This is a genomic window from Rhizobium sp. NZLR8 (assembly GCF_019685025.1).
Lineage (GTDB): Bacteria > Pseudomonadota > Alphaproteobacteria > Rhizobiales > Rhizobiaceae > Rhizobium.
In genome coordinates, this window is record NZ_JABDVY010000004.1 from 365,567 (window position 1) to 380,116 (window position 14,550).

At 60.8% G+C, this 14,550-nt stretch carries 15 protein-coding genes and 2 pseudogenes; 8 read left to right on the forward strand and 9 right to left on the reverse strand.

Going from position 1 to position 14,550, the window contains the following annotated elements; genetic code table 11:
- Positions 1–36: 36 nt before the first annotated feature.
- From HJB89_RS12240 to HJB89_RS12260, 5 genes are all read right to left on the reverse strand, one after another.
- Entirely contained in the window at positions 37–1,368 is a 1,332-nt protein-coding gene (locus tag HJB89_RS12240) for a hemolysin family protein (RefSeq protein ID WP_221149938.1), read from the reverse strand.
- Between the two features lie 183 nt (positions 1,369–1,551).
- Complete coding sequence (locus tag HJB89_RS12245) at positions 1,552–1,935, reverse strand: VOC family protein (protein ID WP_207581022.1); 384 nt, start codon at positions 1,933–1,935, stop codon at positions 1,552–1,554.
- Positions 1,936–2,424: 489 nt separating this feature from the next.
- The gene (locus HJB89_RS12250) at positions 2,425–2,592 is read right to left on the reverse strand and encodes a hypothetical protein (RefSeq protein ID WP_207581020.1); all 168 of its coding nucleotides are present in this window, start codon (positions 2,590–2,592) and stop codon (positions 2,425–2,427) included.
- A complete protein-coding gene (locus HJB89_RS12255; protein WP_221149939.1) occupies positions 2,589–3,794 on the reverse strand; it encodes a GTP-binding protein in 1,206 nt (401 codons plus the stop codon). The genes HJB89_RS12250 and HJB89_RS12255 overlap by 4 nt, the downstream gene beginning before the upstream one ends.
- A gap of 119 nt (positions 3,795–3,913) precedes the next feature.
- A complete protein-coding gene (locus tag HJB89_RS12260; protein WP_311044138.1) occupies positions 3,914–4,939 on the reverse strand; it encodes a zinc ABC transporter substrate-binding protein in 1,026 nt (341 codons plus the stop codon).
- 102 nt (positions 4,940–5,041) lie between these two features.
- On the opposite strand from HJB89_RS12260, the gene znuC reads away from it, so the two are divergent.
- From znuC to HJB89_RS12275, 3 genes are read left to right on the forward strand one after another with little or no spacing between them, the layout of a single operon-like run.
- Positions 5,042–5,965 (forward strand): metal ABC transporter ATP-binding protein, encoded by a 924-nt coding sequence (gene znuC / locus HJB89_RS12265; RefSeq protein WP_207581018.1) that lies wholly within the window; start codon positions 5,042–5,044, stop codon positions 5,963–5,965.
- Positions 5,958–6,773: a zinc ABC transporter permease subunit ZnuB gene (gene znuB / locus HJB89_RS12270; protein WP_207581017.1), complete on the forward strand. Its 816-nt coding sequence runs from the start codon at positions 5,958–5,960 to the stop codon at positions 6,771–6,773. Before znuC ends, znuB begins: the two co-directional genes overlap by 8 nt.
- A complete protein-coding gene (locus HJB89_RS12275) occupies positions 6,770–7,168 on the forward strand; it encodes a Fur family transcriptional regulator (RefSeq protein WP_207581016.1) in 399 nt (132 codons plus the stop codon). Before znuB ends, HJB89_RS12275 begins: the two co-directional genes overlap by 4 nt.
- 267 nt (positions 7,169–7,435) lie before the next feature.
- Here the strand turns inward: HJB89_RS12275 and HJB89_RS12280 are convergent, their stop codons facing one another.
- Positions 7,436–8,479, reverse strand: a complete 1,044-nt coding sequence (locus tag HJB89_RS12280; protein WP_221149940.1) for a hypothetical protein — start codon at positions 8,477–8,479, stop codon at positions 7,436–7,438.
- A gap of 191 nt (positions 8,480–8,670) precedes the next feature.
- Between HJB89_RS12280 and HJB89_RS12285 the strand changes: the two genes are divergently transcribed.
- Positions 8,671–9,246 (forward strand): transglutaminase-like cysteine peptidase, encoded by a 576-nt coding sequence (locus HJB89_RS12285; RefSeq protein WP_207581014.1) that lies wholly within the window; start codon positions 8,671–8,673, stop codon positions 9,244–9,246.
- 330 nt (positions 9,247–9,576) lie between these two features.
- Positions 9,577–9,975 carry an ester cyclase gene (locus HJB89_RS12290; RefSeq protein ID WP_221149941.1) on the forward strand — a complete coding sequence of 133 codons (399 nt, stop codon included), beginning with the start codon at positions 9,577–9,579 and terminating at the stop codon, positions 9,973–9,975.
- 11 nt (positions 9,976–9,986) lie between these two features.
- Here the strand turns inward: HJB89_RS12290 and HJB89_RS33600 are convergent.
- Positions 9,987–10,351, reverse strand: a pseudogene (locus HJB89_RS33600) (hypothetical protein).
- 332 nt (positions 10,352–10,683) lie between these two features.
- Here HJB89_RS33600 and HJB89_RS12295 point away from each other — a divergent pair.
- Positions 10,684–11,085, forward strand: a complete 402-nt coding sequence (locus HJB89_RS12295; protein WP_207581012.1) for a hypothetical protein — start codon at positions 10,684–10,686, stop codon at positions 11,083–11,085.
- Between the two features lie 148 nt (positions 11,086–11,233).
- Here the strand turns inward: HJB89_RS12295 and HJB89_RS12300 are convergent, their stop codons facing one another.
- Both HJB89_RS12300 and HJB89_RS12305 read right to left on the reverse strand, forming a co-directional pair.
- Complete coding sequence (locus HJB89_RS12300) at positions 11,234–11,764, reverse strand: gamma carbonic anhydrase family protein (RefSeq protein WP_207581011.1); 531 nt, start codon at positions 11,762–11,764, stop codon at positions 11,234–11,236.
- 10 nt (positions 11,765–11,774) lie between these two features.
- A complete protein-coding gene (locus HJB89_RS12305; protein ID WP_221149942.1) occupies positions 11,775–12,470 on the reverse strand; it encodes a fumarylacetoacetate hydrolase family protein in 696 nt (231 codons plus the stop codon).
- Positions 12,471–12,754: 284 nt separating this feature from the next.
- Between HJB89_RS12305 and HJB89_RS12310 the strand changes: the two are divergent.
- Both HJB89_RS12310 and HJB89_RS12315 read left to right on the forward strand, forming a co-directional pair.
- A pseudogene (locus HJB89_RS12310) lies at positions 12,755–13,506 on the forward strand (nucleotidyltransferase domain-containing protein).
- Positions 13,507–13,683: 177 nt separating this feature from the next.
- Entirely contained in the window at positions 13,684–14,496 is an 813-nt protein-coding gene (locus tag HJB89_RS12315; protein ID WP_221150011.1) for a class I SAM-dependent methyltransferase, read from the forward strand.
- The last annotated feature ends 54 nt before the right edge of the window (positions 14,497–14,550 follow it).

The following is a 14,550-nucleotide window of genomic DNA, read 5'->3' on the forward strand; positions in this document are numbered from 1 at the left end:
CTAAGCATTTCTGAGTGGGAGAAAAACCGAAATTCTTTAGGCTCCCACCCCGTCTGCGAGGATGCGCGTCGCCAGCATCTTGTCGATGCGCATGCCGTCCATGTCGAGCACTTCGAAACGCCAGCTGTCGAACACGAAGGTTTCGCCGGCTTCGGGGATATGCTGGAGCTGGTGCAGCGCGAAGCCCGCAAGCGTATGGAAATCCGCATCCGGGCGATCGCGCAGGCCCAGCCGTTCGAAGGCGTCGAAGGCCGGCATCATTGCATCGATCAACAGCGATCCGTCTTCCCGCACGACGATGTCGGGCTCCTCATTGGATCCCGGCAGATCGCCGGCGATGGCTTCGAGCAGATCTGTCTGGGTGACGATGCCTTCGAGGCTGCCATATTCGTCGATAACGATGGCGAGCCGGACAGGTGAGGCCTTGAAACTGTCGAGCACACGCACGACCGAGGTGCCCTCGTGCAGCACCAGCGGTTGCTTGATCACCGCCATCGGCCGGACCTTGCCGCCGTCGAGAACCTGGTCGAGAAGATCCTTCTTCAACACCATGCCGATCGGTTCGTCGATCGAGCCGCGGGCGACCAGCAATTGTTCGTGGCTGCATTCGCGGATGGTTTTCAGGATCTCCGCCTCGCTGTCATCGGCGTCGAACCATTCGATATCGAGACGCGGGGTCATGATGTCGGAGATCGGCCTGTCGCCGATGTTGAAGACTCGCTCGACAAGCTGCTGCTGCACCTGGTTGAGAAGGCCGGCCTCCTGGCTTTCGGCGACCAGCAGCTTGAGCTCCTGCGGCGAATGGAACGACGATTCCCCGGTTCCGGCACGAAGACCCACACCCCGCAAAACCAGGTTCCCCATGCCGTTCAGAGCAAAGATCGCCGGCTTGAACAGCACCAGGAAAAGCCCGAGCGGACGCACCACGGCAAGCGAAGTGGCTTCGCTGCGCTGAAGCGCCAGGCTTTTCGGTGCAAGCTCGCCGAGCACGATGTGAAGTGCTGTGATGATGACGAAGGCAATGACGATGGCGACGGTATGTGCACCTGTGGTCGCCCATTGTCCGGGCAGCCAGGACAGCAGAGGTTCGACCAGGTGGGCAAGCGCCGGTTCGCCGACCCAGCCCAGCGCCAGCGACGAGATGGTGATGCCGAGCTGGGTGGCTGCGAGGTTGGCGTCGAGATTGTCGACGGCGCGCTGAAGGGCTGAGGCATTCATGCGGCCGGCCGCGGCAAGTTCGGTGACACGACTGCGCCTCACCGAGACCAGCGCGAATTCGGCGGCGACGAAGAAGCCATTGGCTGCGACGAGAAGTAGCACGGCTAGTATCCCGACATAGTCGAAGAGCCCGCCCGCGGATTCGGACATGTTTTCCCTACCTCTGAAATGATGCTAGCCCGAAACTACACGCTCGCACACATGTAGCAAGGCGCAGCCGCCGTTCTTCCAGTGATGATGCCGATGCCGGCCCACCGCGTCAGATGATGTGCGCGGTTGCCCGATGCGGTGCACAAGAGGGCGCAGCCGACCGCATGATCGATGCCGTGGCGTTCATCTCTTCGGCGCCTCGAAGAGTTCGATCGGGTTTCCGGCCGGATCATCGAGCACGATCTGCTTGCCACCCATGCCTTGCACGATCTCGTTGCGAAAACGCGCGCCCGCCTGGCGCAGCGTCGCGACCTCCGCCTCCAGGTCGCCGACCTCGATCTGGATGCGATTCCATCCGCCGGGTTCAGGTTTTCGCCCGTCGGGCATTGGCTGGGAAGCTCCGCCCGGTCCCGTCGTGCCGCTGACGAGCAGACGAAACCCGTCCTTGGTCAGGATGGCGAAGGAGGGCGCGGGGTGAAGCGCAATCGAGAAGCCAAGATGTTTCGTATAGAATTCCAACGCGGCGTCGACGTCGTCGACGATGTAACGCATGCTGATGCCGGGCATAGGTTTCCTCCATTGTTATCGAGCGATCCCGCACGACGGTCCGGCGGCGCAAAGCTCCTGATCGGGTCCGCGGAGAAACGCTCCATGATTTTGAATCTGCGCCCAATCCTTCCGAAAATCGAATCCGATCTTCGGACTCCGCCGATCACGACGTCTCGAATAAAACGGCTGCTCGGCATGGCGTATAAGGCTAATCTAAAATATAAGCGCCGAGCTACAGGCTACAGATTCCGTTACGAAAGTTTAATTTAAATTTCAGTTTCGGTTCATCTTTTCGGGCCTAGTTCTCTCCCGTGCCCAACACGAGGAACCCCACATGAAAAAGATTTTTGCAGCTCTCCTTTCCGCTTCCTTCCTTCTCTCCCCCACCGCGCGTCCGCGCGGTAAGGACTTGGGCGCTCTGGATCCCTGTAGCGAGCACAGAGATGAGGGTGGGCTGGATCCCTGTGACGAGCACAGGGATGAGGGTGGGGTGAGGTGACGCCTGCGCTAATTCTTCCGGCGCACGGCGGCGATGATGCCAAGCAACCCCTTCGGACTTCCGGCATCGACCTTTACATCCTCATCATGCGCCGACGGATGCAGCCCCTTGATCGGTGGCAACGGATCACACTCCGTGCAGACGCAGCGGTAGGGTTTGATTGCCGTTGCCTTCATGCCGCCTGGCGGTTCCAGCTGGCGAAAGGGTCGGGCAGGTTTCGCCAGCGCTCGGGCGCGAAGACTTCGGTTTCGACGAGACAGGCGTCGAGCTCTCTTCTGATCCAGGTCTCGTCCATGGGGTCGGCGCCGATGAAGACGATCTCCTGGCGACGGTCGCCCCAGACGGGGTCGAGATAGGGGCTGATGGCGCGCAGGAAGCCCGGCTCGTCCGGCCATTGTTCGCGCGGCACCGATGCCCACCACAGACCCATCTTGCCGGTGCGGACGATCGCGCCCGCCTGGCTGATTTCGCCGACGTGATGCGGGCGCGTCGCCAACCAGAAGAAGCCTTTGGCGCGCACCACGCCCGGCCATGTCCTGTCGAGAAGGGCTTGCAATTTTGCCGGATGGAAGGGACGCTTCTCGCGATAGACGAAGGAGCGGATACCGTATTCTTCGGTCTCCGGCACATAGTCGCGGAAACCGTGCAGTTCCTTGTACCAGAGCGGATGGGTCTCCGCCTTTGATATGTCGAAGCGGCCGGTGCCGAGCACCTCCTTGAGCTCCACCTTGCCGAAATCCGCCTCGATCAGCTTCACATCGGGGTTGAGGCCGATGATGATTTTCCGCGCGGCGTCGCGTTCCGTCTCACTTGCCGTGCCGATCTTGTTCAGCACCACGATATCGGCGAATTCGATCTGCTCGACCAGCAGGTCGACGATGGTCCTGTCGTCGCCGTCGCCCGCCGTTTCACCGCGGTCGGCGAGGAAATCGGCCGATGCGTAGTCGGCGAGCAGATTGGCGGCATCGACGACCGTCGCCATCGTATCGAGCCTTGCGACGTCCGAAAGGCTTTGGCCGTTCTCGTCGCGAAATTCGAAGGTGGTGGCGACGGGCAGGGGCTCGGCGACGCCCGTGGATTCGATCAGCAGGTAGTCGAAGCGGCCCTGATCGGCGAGCTGGCGTACCTCCTCCAGCAGGTCGTCGCGCAGCGTGCAGCAAATACAGCCATTGGTCATCTCGACCAGTTGCTCCTCCGTGCGCGAGAGATTGGCGCCGCCATCGCGCACCAGACTAGCGTCGATGTTCACTTCGCCCATGTCGTTGACGATGACGGCGACGCGCAGACCCTCGCGATTGGCGAGCACATGGTTGAGTAGCGTCGTCTTGCCGGCGCCGAGAAAACCTGAAAGCACCGTGACGGGAAGTCTGTTGTTCATGGGACCTCATCAGATTATTATTAATGTTATATCATTACCTATGAATTGCCGAAAAAAAGCGGAACGGGGTTGTCCGCCTCTTTCCGCCTCAGCTCTCTCCGCGCGTCGCCGCATGGTGGTCATGCGTTGGAGAGACAGTCCTTCATGCTGTTGGCGATGCCGCGCATGAGGGTGAAGTAGAGATCAGGACCGGCCTTCAGCGTAGCGGCTTCGGGGTCGAGCACGGCTGACTTGGCGCGTGTGCCCTCGATGACGACATCGACGAGCCGCGGCTCGAACTGCGGCTCGGCAAAGACGCAAGTTGCGCCAAGCTCGCCAACCTTGCTGTGGATTTCCGAGACGCGCTCGGCGCCGGGGATGGTTTCCGGGCTGACGGTGATCGAGCCGGCGACGCGGATGCCGTAGCGGTGCTCGAAATATTGGTAGGCGTCGTGGAAGACGATGAAAGGTTTGTCCTTGACGGGAGCGACGGCGGCGGCGATCTCCTTGTCCAGCGCCGTCAGCCGGTCGTCCAGCGCCTTGGCATTGGCCTGATAGGTCAGCGCATTGGCGGGATCGGCGGCGACCAGCGTCGTGGTGATCATGGTGGCCATCGCCTTGGCGTTCATCGGATCGAGCCAGAGATGTGTGTCGAAGGCGCCGTGGTCGTGATCATGGTCGGCTTCGGCGCCATGTGCGGCTTCGGCCTCGCTATGTTCATCGCCGTCGTCATGCGGCTCGAATGCGCCGCCCTCGCGAAACGGCAGCTTCACGAGGCCGGGCGCGTCGTCGAGTGCTGCGATGCTGGCATCCGAACCCAGAGCCTGCAGCGGTTTTTCGAGGAAGGCCTCGAGGCCGGGGCCAACCCAGAAGATCACCTTGGCTTCCTGCAAGGCCCGCGCGTTCGAGGGCTTCAGATTGTAGGTGTGCGGCGAGGCGGCGCCGTCGACGATCAGTTCCGGCTCGCCCACACCTTGCATGATCGCCGAGACCAGCGAATGGATCGGCTTGATCGAGGTGACGACGACAGGCGCATCCGCCGCACGCATCGTGCCGGCAAAGAACAGAGCGGGGATTACCAAAGCCGGGATTGCCAAAGCCGGGATTGCAAGAACCGGCATTCTGAGGGCCAGCATTTTGAGGGCAGACCCCAAGGCGCGTTTCATTGGCATGCTCCGCTTGAATTCAAATTGTTATGTTATTACATCAATTGCGTTATGCTATAACGTGTGCGATAGCAGGACGCAACAGCACTTTCGGAAAATTTGATGCTCTCTCCCGCAAAGCCCCCCGCTGGTATCAGGGCCGAACCGCTGGTTTCGCTTGAGAATGTCGGCGTCCTTCGCAACGGCCGCTGGCTGGTGCGCGGCGTCGAATTTTCCGTGTCGCGCGGCGAGATCGTCACGCTGATCGGGCCGAACGGCTCCGGCAAGTCGACCAGCGCCAAGGCGGCGATCGGCGTGTTGAAGCCCAATGAGGGCAGGGTGGAGCGCAAGGCCGGCCTCAAAGTGGGCTACGTCCCGCAGAAGCTCTCAATCGACTGGACGCTGCCGCTTTCGGTGCGCCGGTTGATGACGCTGACCGGCCCGCTGCCGGAGCGTGACATGCTTTCGGCGCTCGAATCCGCCGGCGTCGCTCATATGCTTGATGCCGAGGTGCAGCATCTCTCCGGCGGCGAATTCCAGCGGGCGCTGATGGCCCGCGCGATTGCCCGCAAACCCGATCTGCTGGTGCTCGACGAGCCGGTGCAGGGGGTTGATTTCTCAGGCGAGATCGCGCTCTACGACCTTATTAAGTCGATCCGCAATGCGACTGGCTGCGGCATCCTGCTGATCTCGCACGATCTCCACGTCGTCATGGCCGAGACCGATACGGTCATCTGCCTCAACGGCCATGTCTGCTGCCGCGGCACGCCGGAGGCTGTCAGCCGCAGCCCGGAATATGTGCGCCTGTTCGGCAGCCGGGCGGCGCAGACGCTTGCCGTCTACAGCCATCACCACGACCATACGCACCTGCCGGATGGGCGCGTGCAGCATGCCGACGGCACGGTCACCGATCACTGCCACCCCGACGACGGACATCACGCGCATGACCACGATCATGCGCACGACCACGCTCATGATCATGACGATCACCATGGACATGAGCACTCGCATGCCCATTCTCACAGTGGGGAGGGCCGCCATGCTTGACGATTTCTTCGTGCGCGCCATCCTTGCCGGCGTCGGCCTGGCGCTGACGACGGGGCCGCTCGGCTGCTTCATCATCTGGCGGCGCATGGCCTATTTCGGTGATACGATCGCTCATTCGGCGCTGCTCGGCGTCGCGCTGTCGCTGCTCTTCGAACTCAATCTGACGCTGGCGGTCTTTGCCGTCGCCGCGCTCGTGTCGGTGCTGCTGCTCTTCCTGCAGAAGCGCCAGGCGCTGTCGGCCGATGCGCTGCTCGGCATCCTCTCGCATGCCACACTGGCAATCGGCCTGGTCATGGTCGCCTTCATGAGCTGGGTGCGGATCGATCTCATCGCCTTCCTGTTCGGTGATATTCTCGCCGTTTCCCCGACCGACATCGCGCTGATCTGGGGTGGCGGGCTCTTCGTGCTCGTGGCAATGGCCTGGCTCTGGCGGCCGCTGCTCGCGGCAACCGTCAATGCCGAGCTTGCCGAGGCCGAGGGGCTGAAGCCGGAGCGCGCGCGGCTGTTCTTTATGCTGCTGATGGCCGTCGTCATTGCCATCGCCATGAAGATCGTCGGCATCATGCTCATCACCTCGCTGCTGATCATTCCGGCGGCTGCGGCTCGGCGCTTTTCGGCGACGCCGGAGATCATGGCGGTGCTCTCCTCGCTGATCGGAGCTGTGGCCGTTGTCGGCGGGCTGTTCGGCTCGCTCACCTACGACACGCCGTCGGGCCCCTCGATCGTGGTCGCGGCGCTGATCCTCTTCATGTTCAGCCTGCTTCCCGTCAGGCGGCACCGCGCGGTCATGCAAGGACAAGGCTCATGACGACACCGCAACTCACCAAGAACCAGTCGCTGGTCTTTGATGTGCTCGAAAAGGCCGAAGGGCCGCTCAGCGCCTATACCATCCTTGACAAGCTACGCGACCACGGTTTTCGCGCGCCGCTGCAAGTCTACCGGGCGCTGGAAAAACTGCTCGAATACGGCGTCGTGCACCGGCTCGAAAGCATCAATTCCTTCGTCGCCTGTGCCCATCCCGGCGACGACTGCCACAGCCACGGCATCGTCGCCTTCGCCATCTGCGAAAGCTGCGGCCAGGTGACGGAATTCCACGACCACGAGGTCGACCACCGGCTGATGAGCTGGGTGCGCGGGCAGAAGTTCAAGCCGGAGAAGACGACGATCGAGATCCGCGGATTGTGCGAGACCTGCGCGGCGTGAAGCGAGGGATGCCCGCAAGCCTCAAATGCGCTGAGCGTAGGTGAGGGGGCTACACGGCGCATCCTTCATTACCCTTCGCTTGTGCAGAGTGCATTCGCGGTTTGCCCCCATATATGCAAGGCTGCAGGCTCGCGCTCGCCGAGCGGCGGTAACGATCCGCGCGTTGGTTCCCTCACGGTACTTGCTACCGATCGATATACAAAGCGATGACTCAAAAAGGCGAGGCCGGAGACCGGCCTCACCTTTTTCGTTTCTGCGCGGATAAGCTTAGTCCGGCTTGGATTCAGAGCCGCCCTTGCCGGAGCCGCCGTTGTCGCCCTTGCCGGAGCCGCCATTGTCGCTCTTGCCGGAGCCGCCATTGTCGCTCTTGCCGGAGCCGCCATTGTCGCTCTTGCCGGAGCCGCCATTGTCGCTCTTGCCGGAGCCGCCATTGTCGCTCTTGCCGGAGCCGCCATTGTCGCCCTTGTCGGAGCCGCCATTGTCGCTCTTGCCGGAGCCGCCATTGTCGCTCTTGCCGGAGCCGCCATTGTCGCCCTTGTCGGAGCCGCCATTGTCGCTCTTGCCGGAGCCGCCATTGTCGCCCTTGCCGGAGCCGCCGTTGTCACTCTTGCCGGAGCCGCCGTTGTCGCCCTTGCCGGAGCCGCCATTGTCGCTCTTGCCGGAGCCGCCGTTGTCACTCTTGCCGGCGCCGCCATTGTCGCTCTTGCCGGAGCCGCCATCGTCGCTCTTGCCGGAGCCGCCGTTGTCACTCTTGCCGGAGCCGCCGTTGTCGCTCTTGCCCGAACCATCTTTGTCGCCCTTGCCGTGACCGTGATCCTTGCCCTTGTCGCCGTCGTGATGATCGCGGTCCTTGTCGCCGTGATGATCGCGGTCCTTGTCGCCGTGATGATCGCGGTCCTTGTCGCCGTGGTGATCGCGGTCCTTGTCGCCGTGGTGATCGCGGTCCTTGTCGCCGTGATGATCGTGGTCTTTGCCGCCGTGGTGATCGTGGTCCTTGCCATCGCCGGTGTCATCTCCGCCGCCGGTATCGTTTCCGCCACCGTCAGCAACCTGGTTGCCGCTGTTTTCGGCAGTCGACCCGGTGCTCGATGTTTTCTTGCCGCTGCCGGTGCCCTGGCTGCTGGGGTCGCTATCTCTCGGGCTGAACTTGCTGCCGGCCGGAATTGATTTGGTCGGCATGCACAGCCTGTATTCGAGTGTGCCGCGAACTGCGCTGTTGCAGTTAACCACTGCCGGGGCTGCGGTTGCCAAGCTGCTGCTTGCCAGAAGCGAAGCTAAGGCAATGCCCAATTTCGATGCTCTGCTGATCATTTCAACCGTCTCCCAAGGTTAACCGAATGTTAATGGAGAGAGTTCGTATACTAACGATCAACTAACGTGAAGAATAAACAATAGTTAATCTGTGTCAGTTATATAATAAGGTTAAATTCGTAAGTATAAAATTTTAATAAATTTTTATACCGACTCTGTTATCGTGACGATACAAATAAGGGGAATCCGCTATGGCGCGTCTCTTTTCTCTTGCTGCTATCTCATTCATTCTCCTGGCTTTTCAGGCTGTTGCCGGGTCATCGCTACCTGTGACGAGAAGCATCGGCGCACCTGTGGGATTCGGCGCAGCCTGCGCCAAGTACAAATGGCTGTGCGGCAGGATGGCGGCGCAACAGCTGAACGACGCGGCAGGCATGGCGCTTCTTCAAAAGGTCAATCGTGCTGTAAATGGACGCATCATTCCCGCAGAAGATCGCCCCTCATCCGGATCCAAGGATGTTTGGTCTCTACCGGTCGCCGGCCGTGGCGACTGTGAGGACTACGCCCTCCAGAAGATGAAGGACCTGATCGAGGCTGGGTTTCCCTCGAACCGGTTGGCGCTTTCCGTGGTCATCGGACCGCATGATCAAAACCATGTCGTTCTCATTGCCCGGACGGACGGCGGCGATTTTGTGCTGGATAATCTGACCAGCGCCGTGAAGCCCTGGCGCATAACCGGCTATACGTTTCTGGCCACGCAGGATTTCCAATCGCGAACGGGCTGGCGCGTGACGCTTGCTGGTCCTCGCGCCGGTGAGTTCTCCTGAACCAGACGCGTCGTCGTTCAATCGCATCGCCAAGGTGCCTGACACCGGCAGCCCCGGCTCGGCCGCGAATGGTCCCGTCTCGCAGACTGGGAAGTCTCCTGCAAGAGACCAGGCCTGCCGTTCCTCGGGCGAAGAGGGCGCGGCAATATTGGCTCCTTCAAACTCGTGAGTGAGCCGAAGCGGCAAAACACAAGGGAGCTCAGGTAACTCGATGAGAGCCGTTCAGCGCTGGCGTCAGAGGGCGCCGCGCTTCGAAAGGGCTCGCCGCTGACAAGCACCGGTTCCGGCACTATCTTCACCGCCGAGCTGTTGCCAAGCCTGGAACGAACCATGACGAAAACCAAACTTGTGGATCTCTATCGCGACTACATCGCCTGCCTCAACAGGCAGGACTGGCCGAACCTCGGGCAGTTCGTCGCCCGCGACGCGATTCACAACGAGCGACAGATCGGGTTGTCGGGTTACATCGCCATGCTGGAGCGCGATTTCGATGATATTCCGGACCTTTGTTTCAATGTGCTAATGCTAGTCGTTGACCCGCCTTACCTAGCGTGCCGGCTGAGCTTCGACTGCACGCCCAAGGGAGAATTCCTCGGCATCGATGTGAACGGCAGGCGAGTGACCTTCGCCGAGAACGTCATCTACGAATTTCGCGACGGAAAGATCGTCGAGGTCTGGTCGGTGGTCGACAAGGTGGCCATCGAAGCTCAGCTTCAGCGCGAGCGGTAATTGCGCGGACATCAGACGATGACGACGCGCTCTCCGAACGGGGTGTCGTCGTCGAAATTGCGGGTGCCGATCCGCTCGCTTTCGCCTCGCCTGACAAGAACGGTTGCTCCGCTTGATGCCCAGCTTCTTCCCCTTCTTCCGATGCCGCGTGCGCAAACCGCTTCTGTGAGTTCTCCTCGTCGTGGACGATCAGATTCGCGTGCGGGATGAAATCGCTTTCGGTTTCCTTCTTGAGTGCCATCTGATCGGCGGTGATCTGCGACTGGCGGGCGGCGACCCAGGCATTGTCGGGTTCGGAGCCGATCGATGTGCTGGTGCCGACCTTAGTGGGTTCGGACGGGGCGGTGGCGGAGATGGGGTTGATCGCGTCGACCATGAAATTCTCCTGCTGGTGGCAATTTGGCGAAACAGCGGTCGTTTTCTGGGAGGAAAAAACGGAACGGTCTTCGGACCAGTCAGGGAGACATATCGAGCCCAGGCAGAAAAACACAAGGGGACAGTGACGTCGCCGCCACCTCGAACAATGCCGAAATCGAGTGCAGGTACGGCAAATTCGACGAGGAATTGTGTACCCGACACACGGCCCAACGAATGATTTATGTAAGAATCGGAAACACTTTGTGACTAAGTGTCTCCAAAAGCAGCGTTTTTTGACTTGTCGCGTAAGCAGAGATGAAGGATATTCTGAAAACGTTGAGGGAAGCCTTCATGATCAGAATGATTGAAAACCCTGCCGAACTGGCTGGCGAGGATATCACCGGCAAATATATTCTCCGGAAGCTGAACTATCATTGGTTCGCTTACGGCAAGGCGGCCATTGTGACCGCCTGCAAGGGAACAATCCTGCATCTCGAGCGAGAAGAGACGGTTTATTCCGAGCGTTGGGGCCGTCGCGCCTATACCGGAACCGGCAAGCGTTACCCAGGCGGCATCTGTCCCATTTCGGCAATCGCCTGCGTTTGCGATACGCCCGATGACGTCAATGCCGTCATTCAACTGGATGTCGAAGCGCAGGACGAATTCTATCAGCTGATCGCCAAGGCGGAAGCCAGGGTTCAGGCGCTTGCCTCTTCCTCACGAAACAGCCAGTTTCTCGAAGCTGCCGAATAAGGCGGTTTTTCAACGAAATCAGCCTCGGGCCGTCCTTGCGGCAATGGCGGAACTTCTCTGACATCCAGAATGCGGGATGCAGAGGCGTCGCGCAATCAGCCGCTTTCGCCGAAACTCAAGCACGTGTTCCCCGATTCTGCCGGCCCGATCACCCGATCTGCTTGAGATCGCGGGCGAAGCGTTGCCAGTTGGCGATGTAGTTTTCCGCCGAGCGGCGGATGGCTTCGATTGCCGCCTCGTCGAGCACACGCACGACGCGGGCGGGTGCTCCGACGATGAGGGAATTATCGGGGAATTGCTTGCCTTCGGTCACCAGCGCATTGGCGCCAACAAGGCAGTTGTCGCCAATCTTCGCGCCATTCAGAATGGTGGCGCCCATGCCGATCAGCACGTTGTCTCCGAGCGTGCAGCCGTGGAGGATGGCGTGGTGGCCGATGGTGCAGCCTTTGCCTGTTGTCATCGGGAAGCCCATGTCGGTATGGGCCATCACACCTTCCTGGATGTTGGTGCCTTCGCCGATGGTGATCTTCTCGTTGTCGCCGCGCAGCACGGCGCCGAACCAGACGCCGACATTCTCGCCGAGCTCGATCTCGCCGATAATATTGGCATCCGGTGCGATCCAATAGAGGCCGGCAGCGGCAAGTTTCGGCGTTGATCCGCCGAGCGCATAGACGGGCATGGCTCGCTCCTCAGACGATCTCGACCGATAGGATGGCGACGCCGTCGATGCCGCAACTGATGCGATCGCCCCTGGCGACCGCACCGACGCCGGCAGGCGTGCCGGTCATGATGATATCGCCCGGCGCCAGCGTGAAGAGCTTCGACAGTTCGGCGATGATCTCCGGCACCTTCCAGATCATCTGGTTGAGATCGCCGTCCTGGACACGCTTGCCGTTCTGTTCCAGCCAGATATTTGCCTGCGAGGGGTGGCCGAGGCGGCTTGCCGGAACGATCGACGAGACGGGGGCGGAATGTTCGAAGGCCTTTCCGACCTCCCAGGGACGGCCGAGCTTCTTGGCCTCGCCCTGCAGATCGCGGCGGGTGAAATCGACGCCGACGGCATAGCCGTAAATGCAGTCGAGCGCGTCTGCGGCCTTAATGTTGGCGCCGCCGGATTTCAGCGCAAGCACACATTCGACCTCGTAATGCACGTCCTTCGAGAGTGGCGGATAGGGGAAGGCATTGCCCGCCGGCAGCAGGTTATCGGCATTCTTCTGGAAGAAGAAGGGCGGCTCGCGGGTGGGATCATGACCCATCTCGATCGCATGGTCGGCATAGTTGCGCCCGACGCAATAGACGCGGCGCACCGGAAAACGCTCGGCGCTGCCCTCGACCGGCAGCAAAACCGGTTGCGGAAGCGGGATGACGGTTGCGGGATCGGACATGAGCGGGCTCTTTCTGTTTTCGAGTCTTGCCGCATCTTAGACGGAAAACATCGCGCCGGGGAAGCGTCCCGGGCATCCCGCTTCGGTGCATTGACGCTGTCAAGGTCGCAGGTTAACGTTGGCCATGAGCAGGATTTTTGCAGTTTCAACACAGTCTACGACCATCGCGCCGCGGTGGGTGTTAGACGCGTGAACTGAATTCCGTTCATTGCCGCTAAGACCAACCCGCCGGAGACGAGCGGGTTTTTTGTTGCCGCCCGTGTCCCGCATTCGAGGATGAAATCATGGACGATATCCAGAAGCATATTCTTGCGGAGCGGGCGCTGGCCGTTGCCCGTCGTTGCGTCACCAGCCGCTTTGCCGGGGCGGCTTTCGCCTACGTGGCTGGTTCGCTCATGCGTGGCGATGGGACTGCGTTTTCGGATATTGATCTCGTGGTCGTGTTCCCATCGCTGGAAAGAGCCTCGCGGGAGTCGTTCACTGAGGACGGTTTCCCGGTCGAGGCCTTCGTCCACGACGAACAGACGCTGGCGCATTATCTTCATGCCGATGCGGAGAGCGGCTGCCCCGTCATGGTCACCATGGTGGCGACCGGTAGCATCGTGGGCCTGGATTTCGACAGCGCACGCATCGTTCAGGCCAGGGCCGCAAGCATGCTCGCAGCAGGGCCAAAACCTCTTGCCGGCGCAAGCTACGACATGCTGCGCTATCACGTCACCGATCTTGCCGACGATCTGCGCGGGCGCGCCCGCCCGAAGAGATCGCGGCCATCGCTGCGCAGCTCTATCAGAAACTCGCCGACCTCATCCTCCTCGAGCGTGGCGCGTGGGCCGGCCGCGGAAAGTGGGCGCCGCGTCTCATAAGAGCGCTCGATGCACAATTGGCAATCGAATTCGACGCGGCGTTCAGGCTGGCGGCAGAGGGCGACGCTACGCGATTTCTGGCTTTGGCCGACCGCGAGCTTGCCTTGCATGGCGGCCGCTATTTCGAGGGGTTCAGGCAGGACGCGCCGATGGAAGCGCGCCGCCTGGAATAATAAGGCTGCAGGGTTTCCAGCACCGAATTGAAGAATCCGCGGCGTTGTCATCTCCGACCGGAGAATTGGTCAACCGACATTGCCGCAGACGCTGCTGAACGTCGCTCGGGCGAAAACAGGCCCTCAACACGTCATTCCATGCTAATCTTTGAGCCATCGGAAGGGATAGTGATGGCAATGCTGGAAACGGATAAGGTGTTCGCAGGCTCGGTTCCGGAAAACTACGACCGCTATATGGTTCCGTTGATTTTCGAACCTTACGCTGCGGATCTTGCGGGGCGGGCGGCATCCTTCTCGCCGAGCGCCGTGTTGGAAACCGCCGCGGGCACCGGGGTCGTTACCCGCGTATTGGCGCCAAGATTGTCGTCAGGCGCAAGCTATGTTGTCAGCGACCTCAACCAGCCGATGCTCGACTATGCCGCTTCCCGGCAAACGCCCGACAGCCGCATCCAATGGCGCCAGGCGGATGCTCTGGCGCTACCGTTTGAGGATGCGGCCTTCGATCTCGTCTGTTGTCAGTTCGGGGCGATGTTCTTTCCCGACCGGCCGGCTGCCTACCGCGAAGCAAGGCGGGTCCTGAAATCAGGAGGACGTTTTTTGCTGAGCGTATGGGATCGCATCGAAGAGAATGTGTTTGCGAATGATGTGACGAATGCTCTCGCCAGGATTTTTCCGAACGCTCCGCCGCGCTTCCTGGCACGCACGCCGCATGGCTACCAAGACAAGGACCTGATCCGGTCGGAGTTGGAGGGCGCAGGTTTCTCCCATGTGGTGATCGAAACGAGGGCCGAACAAAGCCGCGCATCCTCGCCCCGCATTCCGGCCGTTGCCTATTGTCAGGGCACGCTTCTTCGCAATGAGATCGAAGCCAGAGAGGCAGGAAAACTGGAGGCTGCGACCGACTACGCTGCATCCGCGATTGCAGACAGGCATGGCGGCGGCGAGGTTGCTGCCAAAATTCAGGCGCATGTCATCGTGGCCGTGGCCTAGAACAGGATGATTTTAGGCCCGCTCGGCCTAATCTGAATCCTGTTCTTAAGAGTT

What these genes read in the sequence shown, in the direction of transcription:
- HJB89_RS12240 (WP_221149938.1), bottom strand. Translation starts at nt 1,368, where the DNA reads ATGTCCGAATCCGCGGGCGGGCTCTTCGACTATGTCGGGATACTAGCC.
- HJB89_RS12250 (WP_207581020.1), bottom strand. Translation starts at nt 2,592, where the DNA reads ATGAAGGCAACGGCAATCAAACCCTACCGCTGCGTCTGCACGGAGTGT.
- znuC (WP_207581018.1), top strand. Translation starts at nt 5,042, where the DNA reads ATGCTCTCTCCCGCAAAGCCCCCCGCTGGTATCAGGGCCGAACCGCTG.
- HJB89_RS12305 (WP_221149942.1), bottom strand. Translation starts at nt 12,470, where the DNA reads ATGTCCGATCCCGCAACCGTCATCCCGCTTCCGCAACCGGTTTTGCTG.
- HJB89_RS12285 (WP_207581014.1), top strand. Translation starts at nt 8,671, where the DNA reads ATGGCGCGTCTCTTTTCTCTTGCTGCTATCTCATTCATTCTCCTGGCT.
- HJB89_RS12255 (WP_221149939.1), bottom strand. Translation starts at nt 3,794, where the DNA reads ATGAACAACAGACTTCCCGTCACGGTGCTTTCAGGTTTTCTCGGCGCC.
- znuB (WP_207581017.1), top strand. Translation starts at nt 5,958, where the DNA reads ATGCTTGACGATTTCTTCGTGCGCGCCATCCTTGCCGGCGTCGGCCTG.
- HJB89_RS12315 (WP_221150011.1), top strand. Translation starts at nt 13,684, where the DNA reads ATGCTGGAAACGGATAAGGTGTTCGCAGGCTCGGTTCCGGAAAACTAC.
- HJB89_RS12280 (WP_221149940.1), bottom strand. Translation starts at nt 8,479, where the DNA reads ATGATCAGCAGAGCATCGAAATTGGGCATTGCCTTAGCTTCGCTTCTG.
- HJB89_RS12290 (WP_221149941.1), top strand. Translation starts at nt 9,577, where the DNA reads ATGACGAAAACCAAACTTGTGGATCTCTATCGCGACTACATCGCCTGC.
- HJB89_RS12245 (WP_207581022.1), bottom strand. Translation starts at nt 1,935, where the DNA reads ATGCCCGGCATCAGCATGCGTTACATCGTCGACGACGTCGACGCCGCG.
- HJB89_RS12295 (WP_207581012.1), top strand. Translation starts at nt 10,684, where the DNA reads ATGATCAGAATGATTGAAAACCCTGCCGAACTGGCTGGCGAGGATATC.
- HJB89_RS12275 (WP_207581016.1), top strand. Translation starts at nt 6,770, where the DNA reads ATGACGACACCGCAACTCACCAAGAACCAGTCGCTGGTCTTTGATGTG.
- HJB89_RS12300 (WP_207581011.1), bottom strand. Translation starts at nt 11,764, where the DNA reads ATGCCCGTCTATGCGCTCGGCGGATCAACGCCGAAACTTGCCGCTGCC.
- HJB89_RS12260 (WP_311044138.1), bottom strand. Translation starts at nt 4,939, where the DNA reads ATGAAACGCGCCTTGGGGTCTGCCCTCAAAATGCTGGCCCTCAGAATG.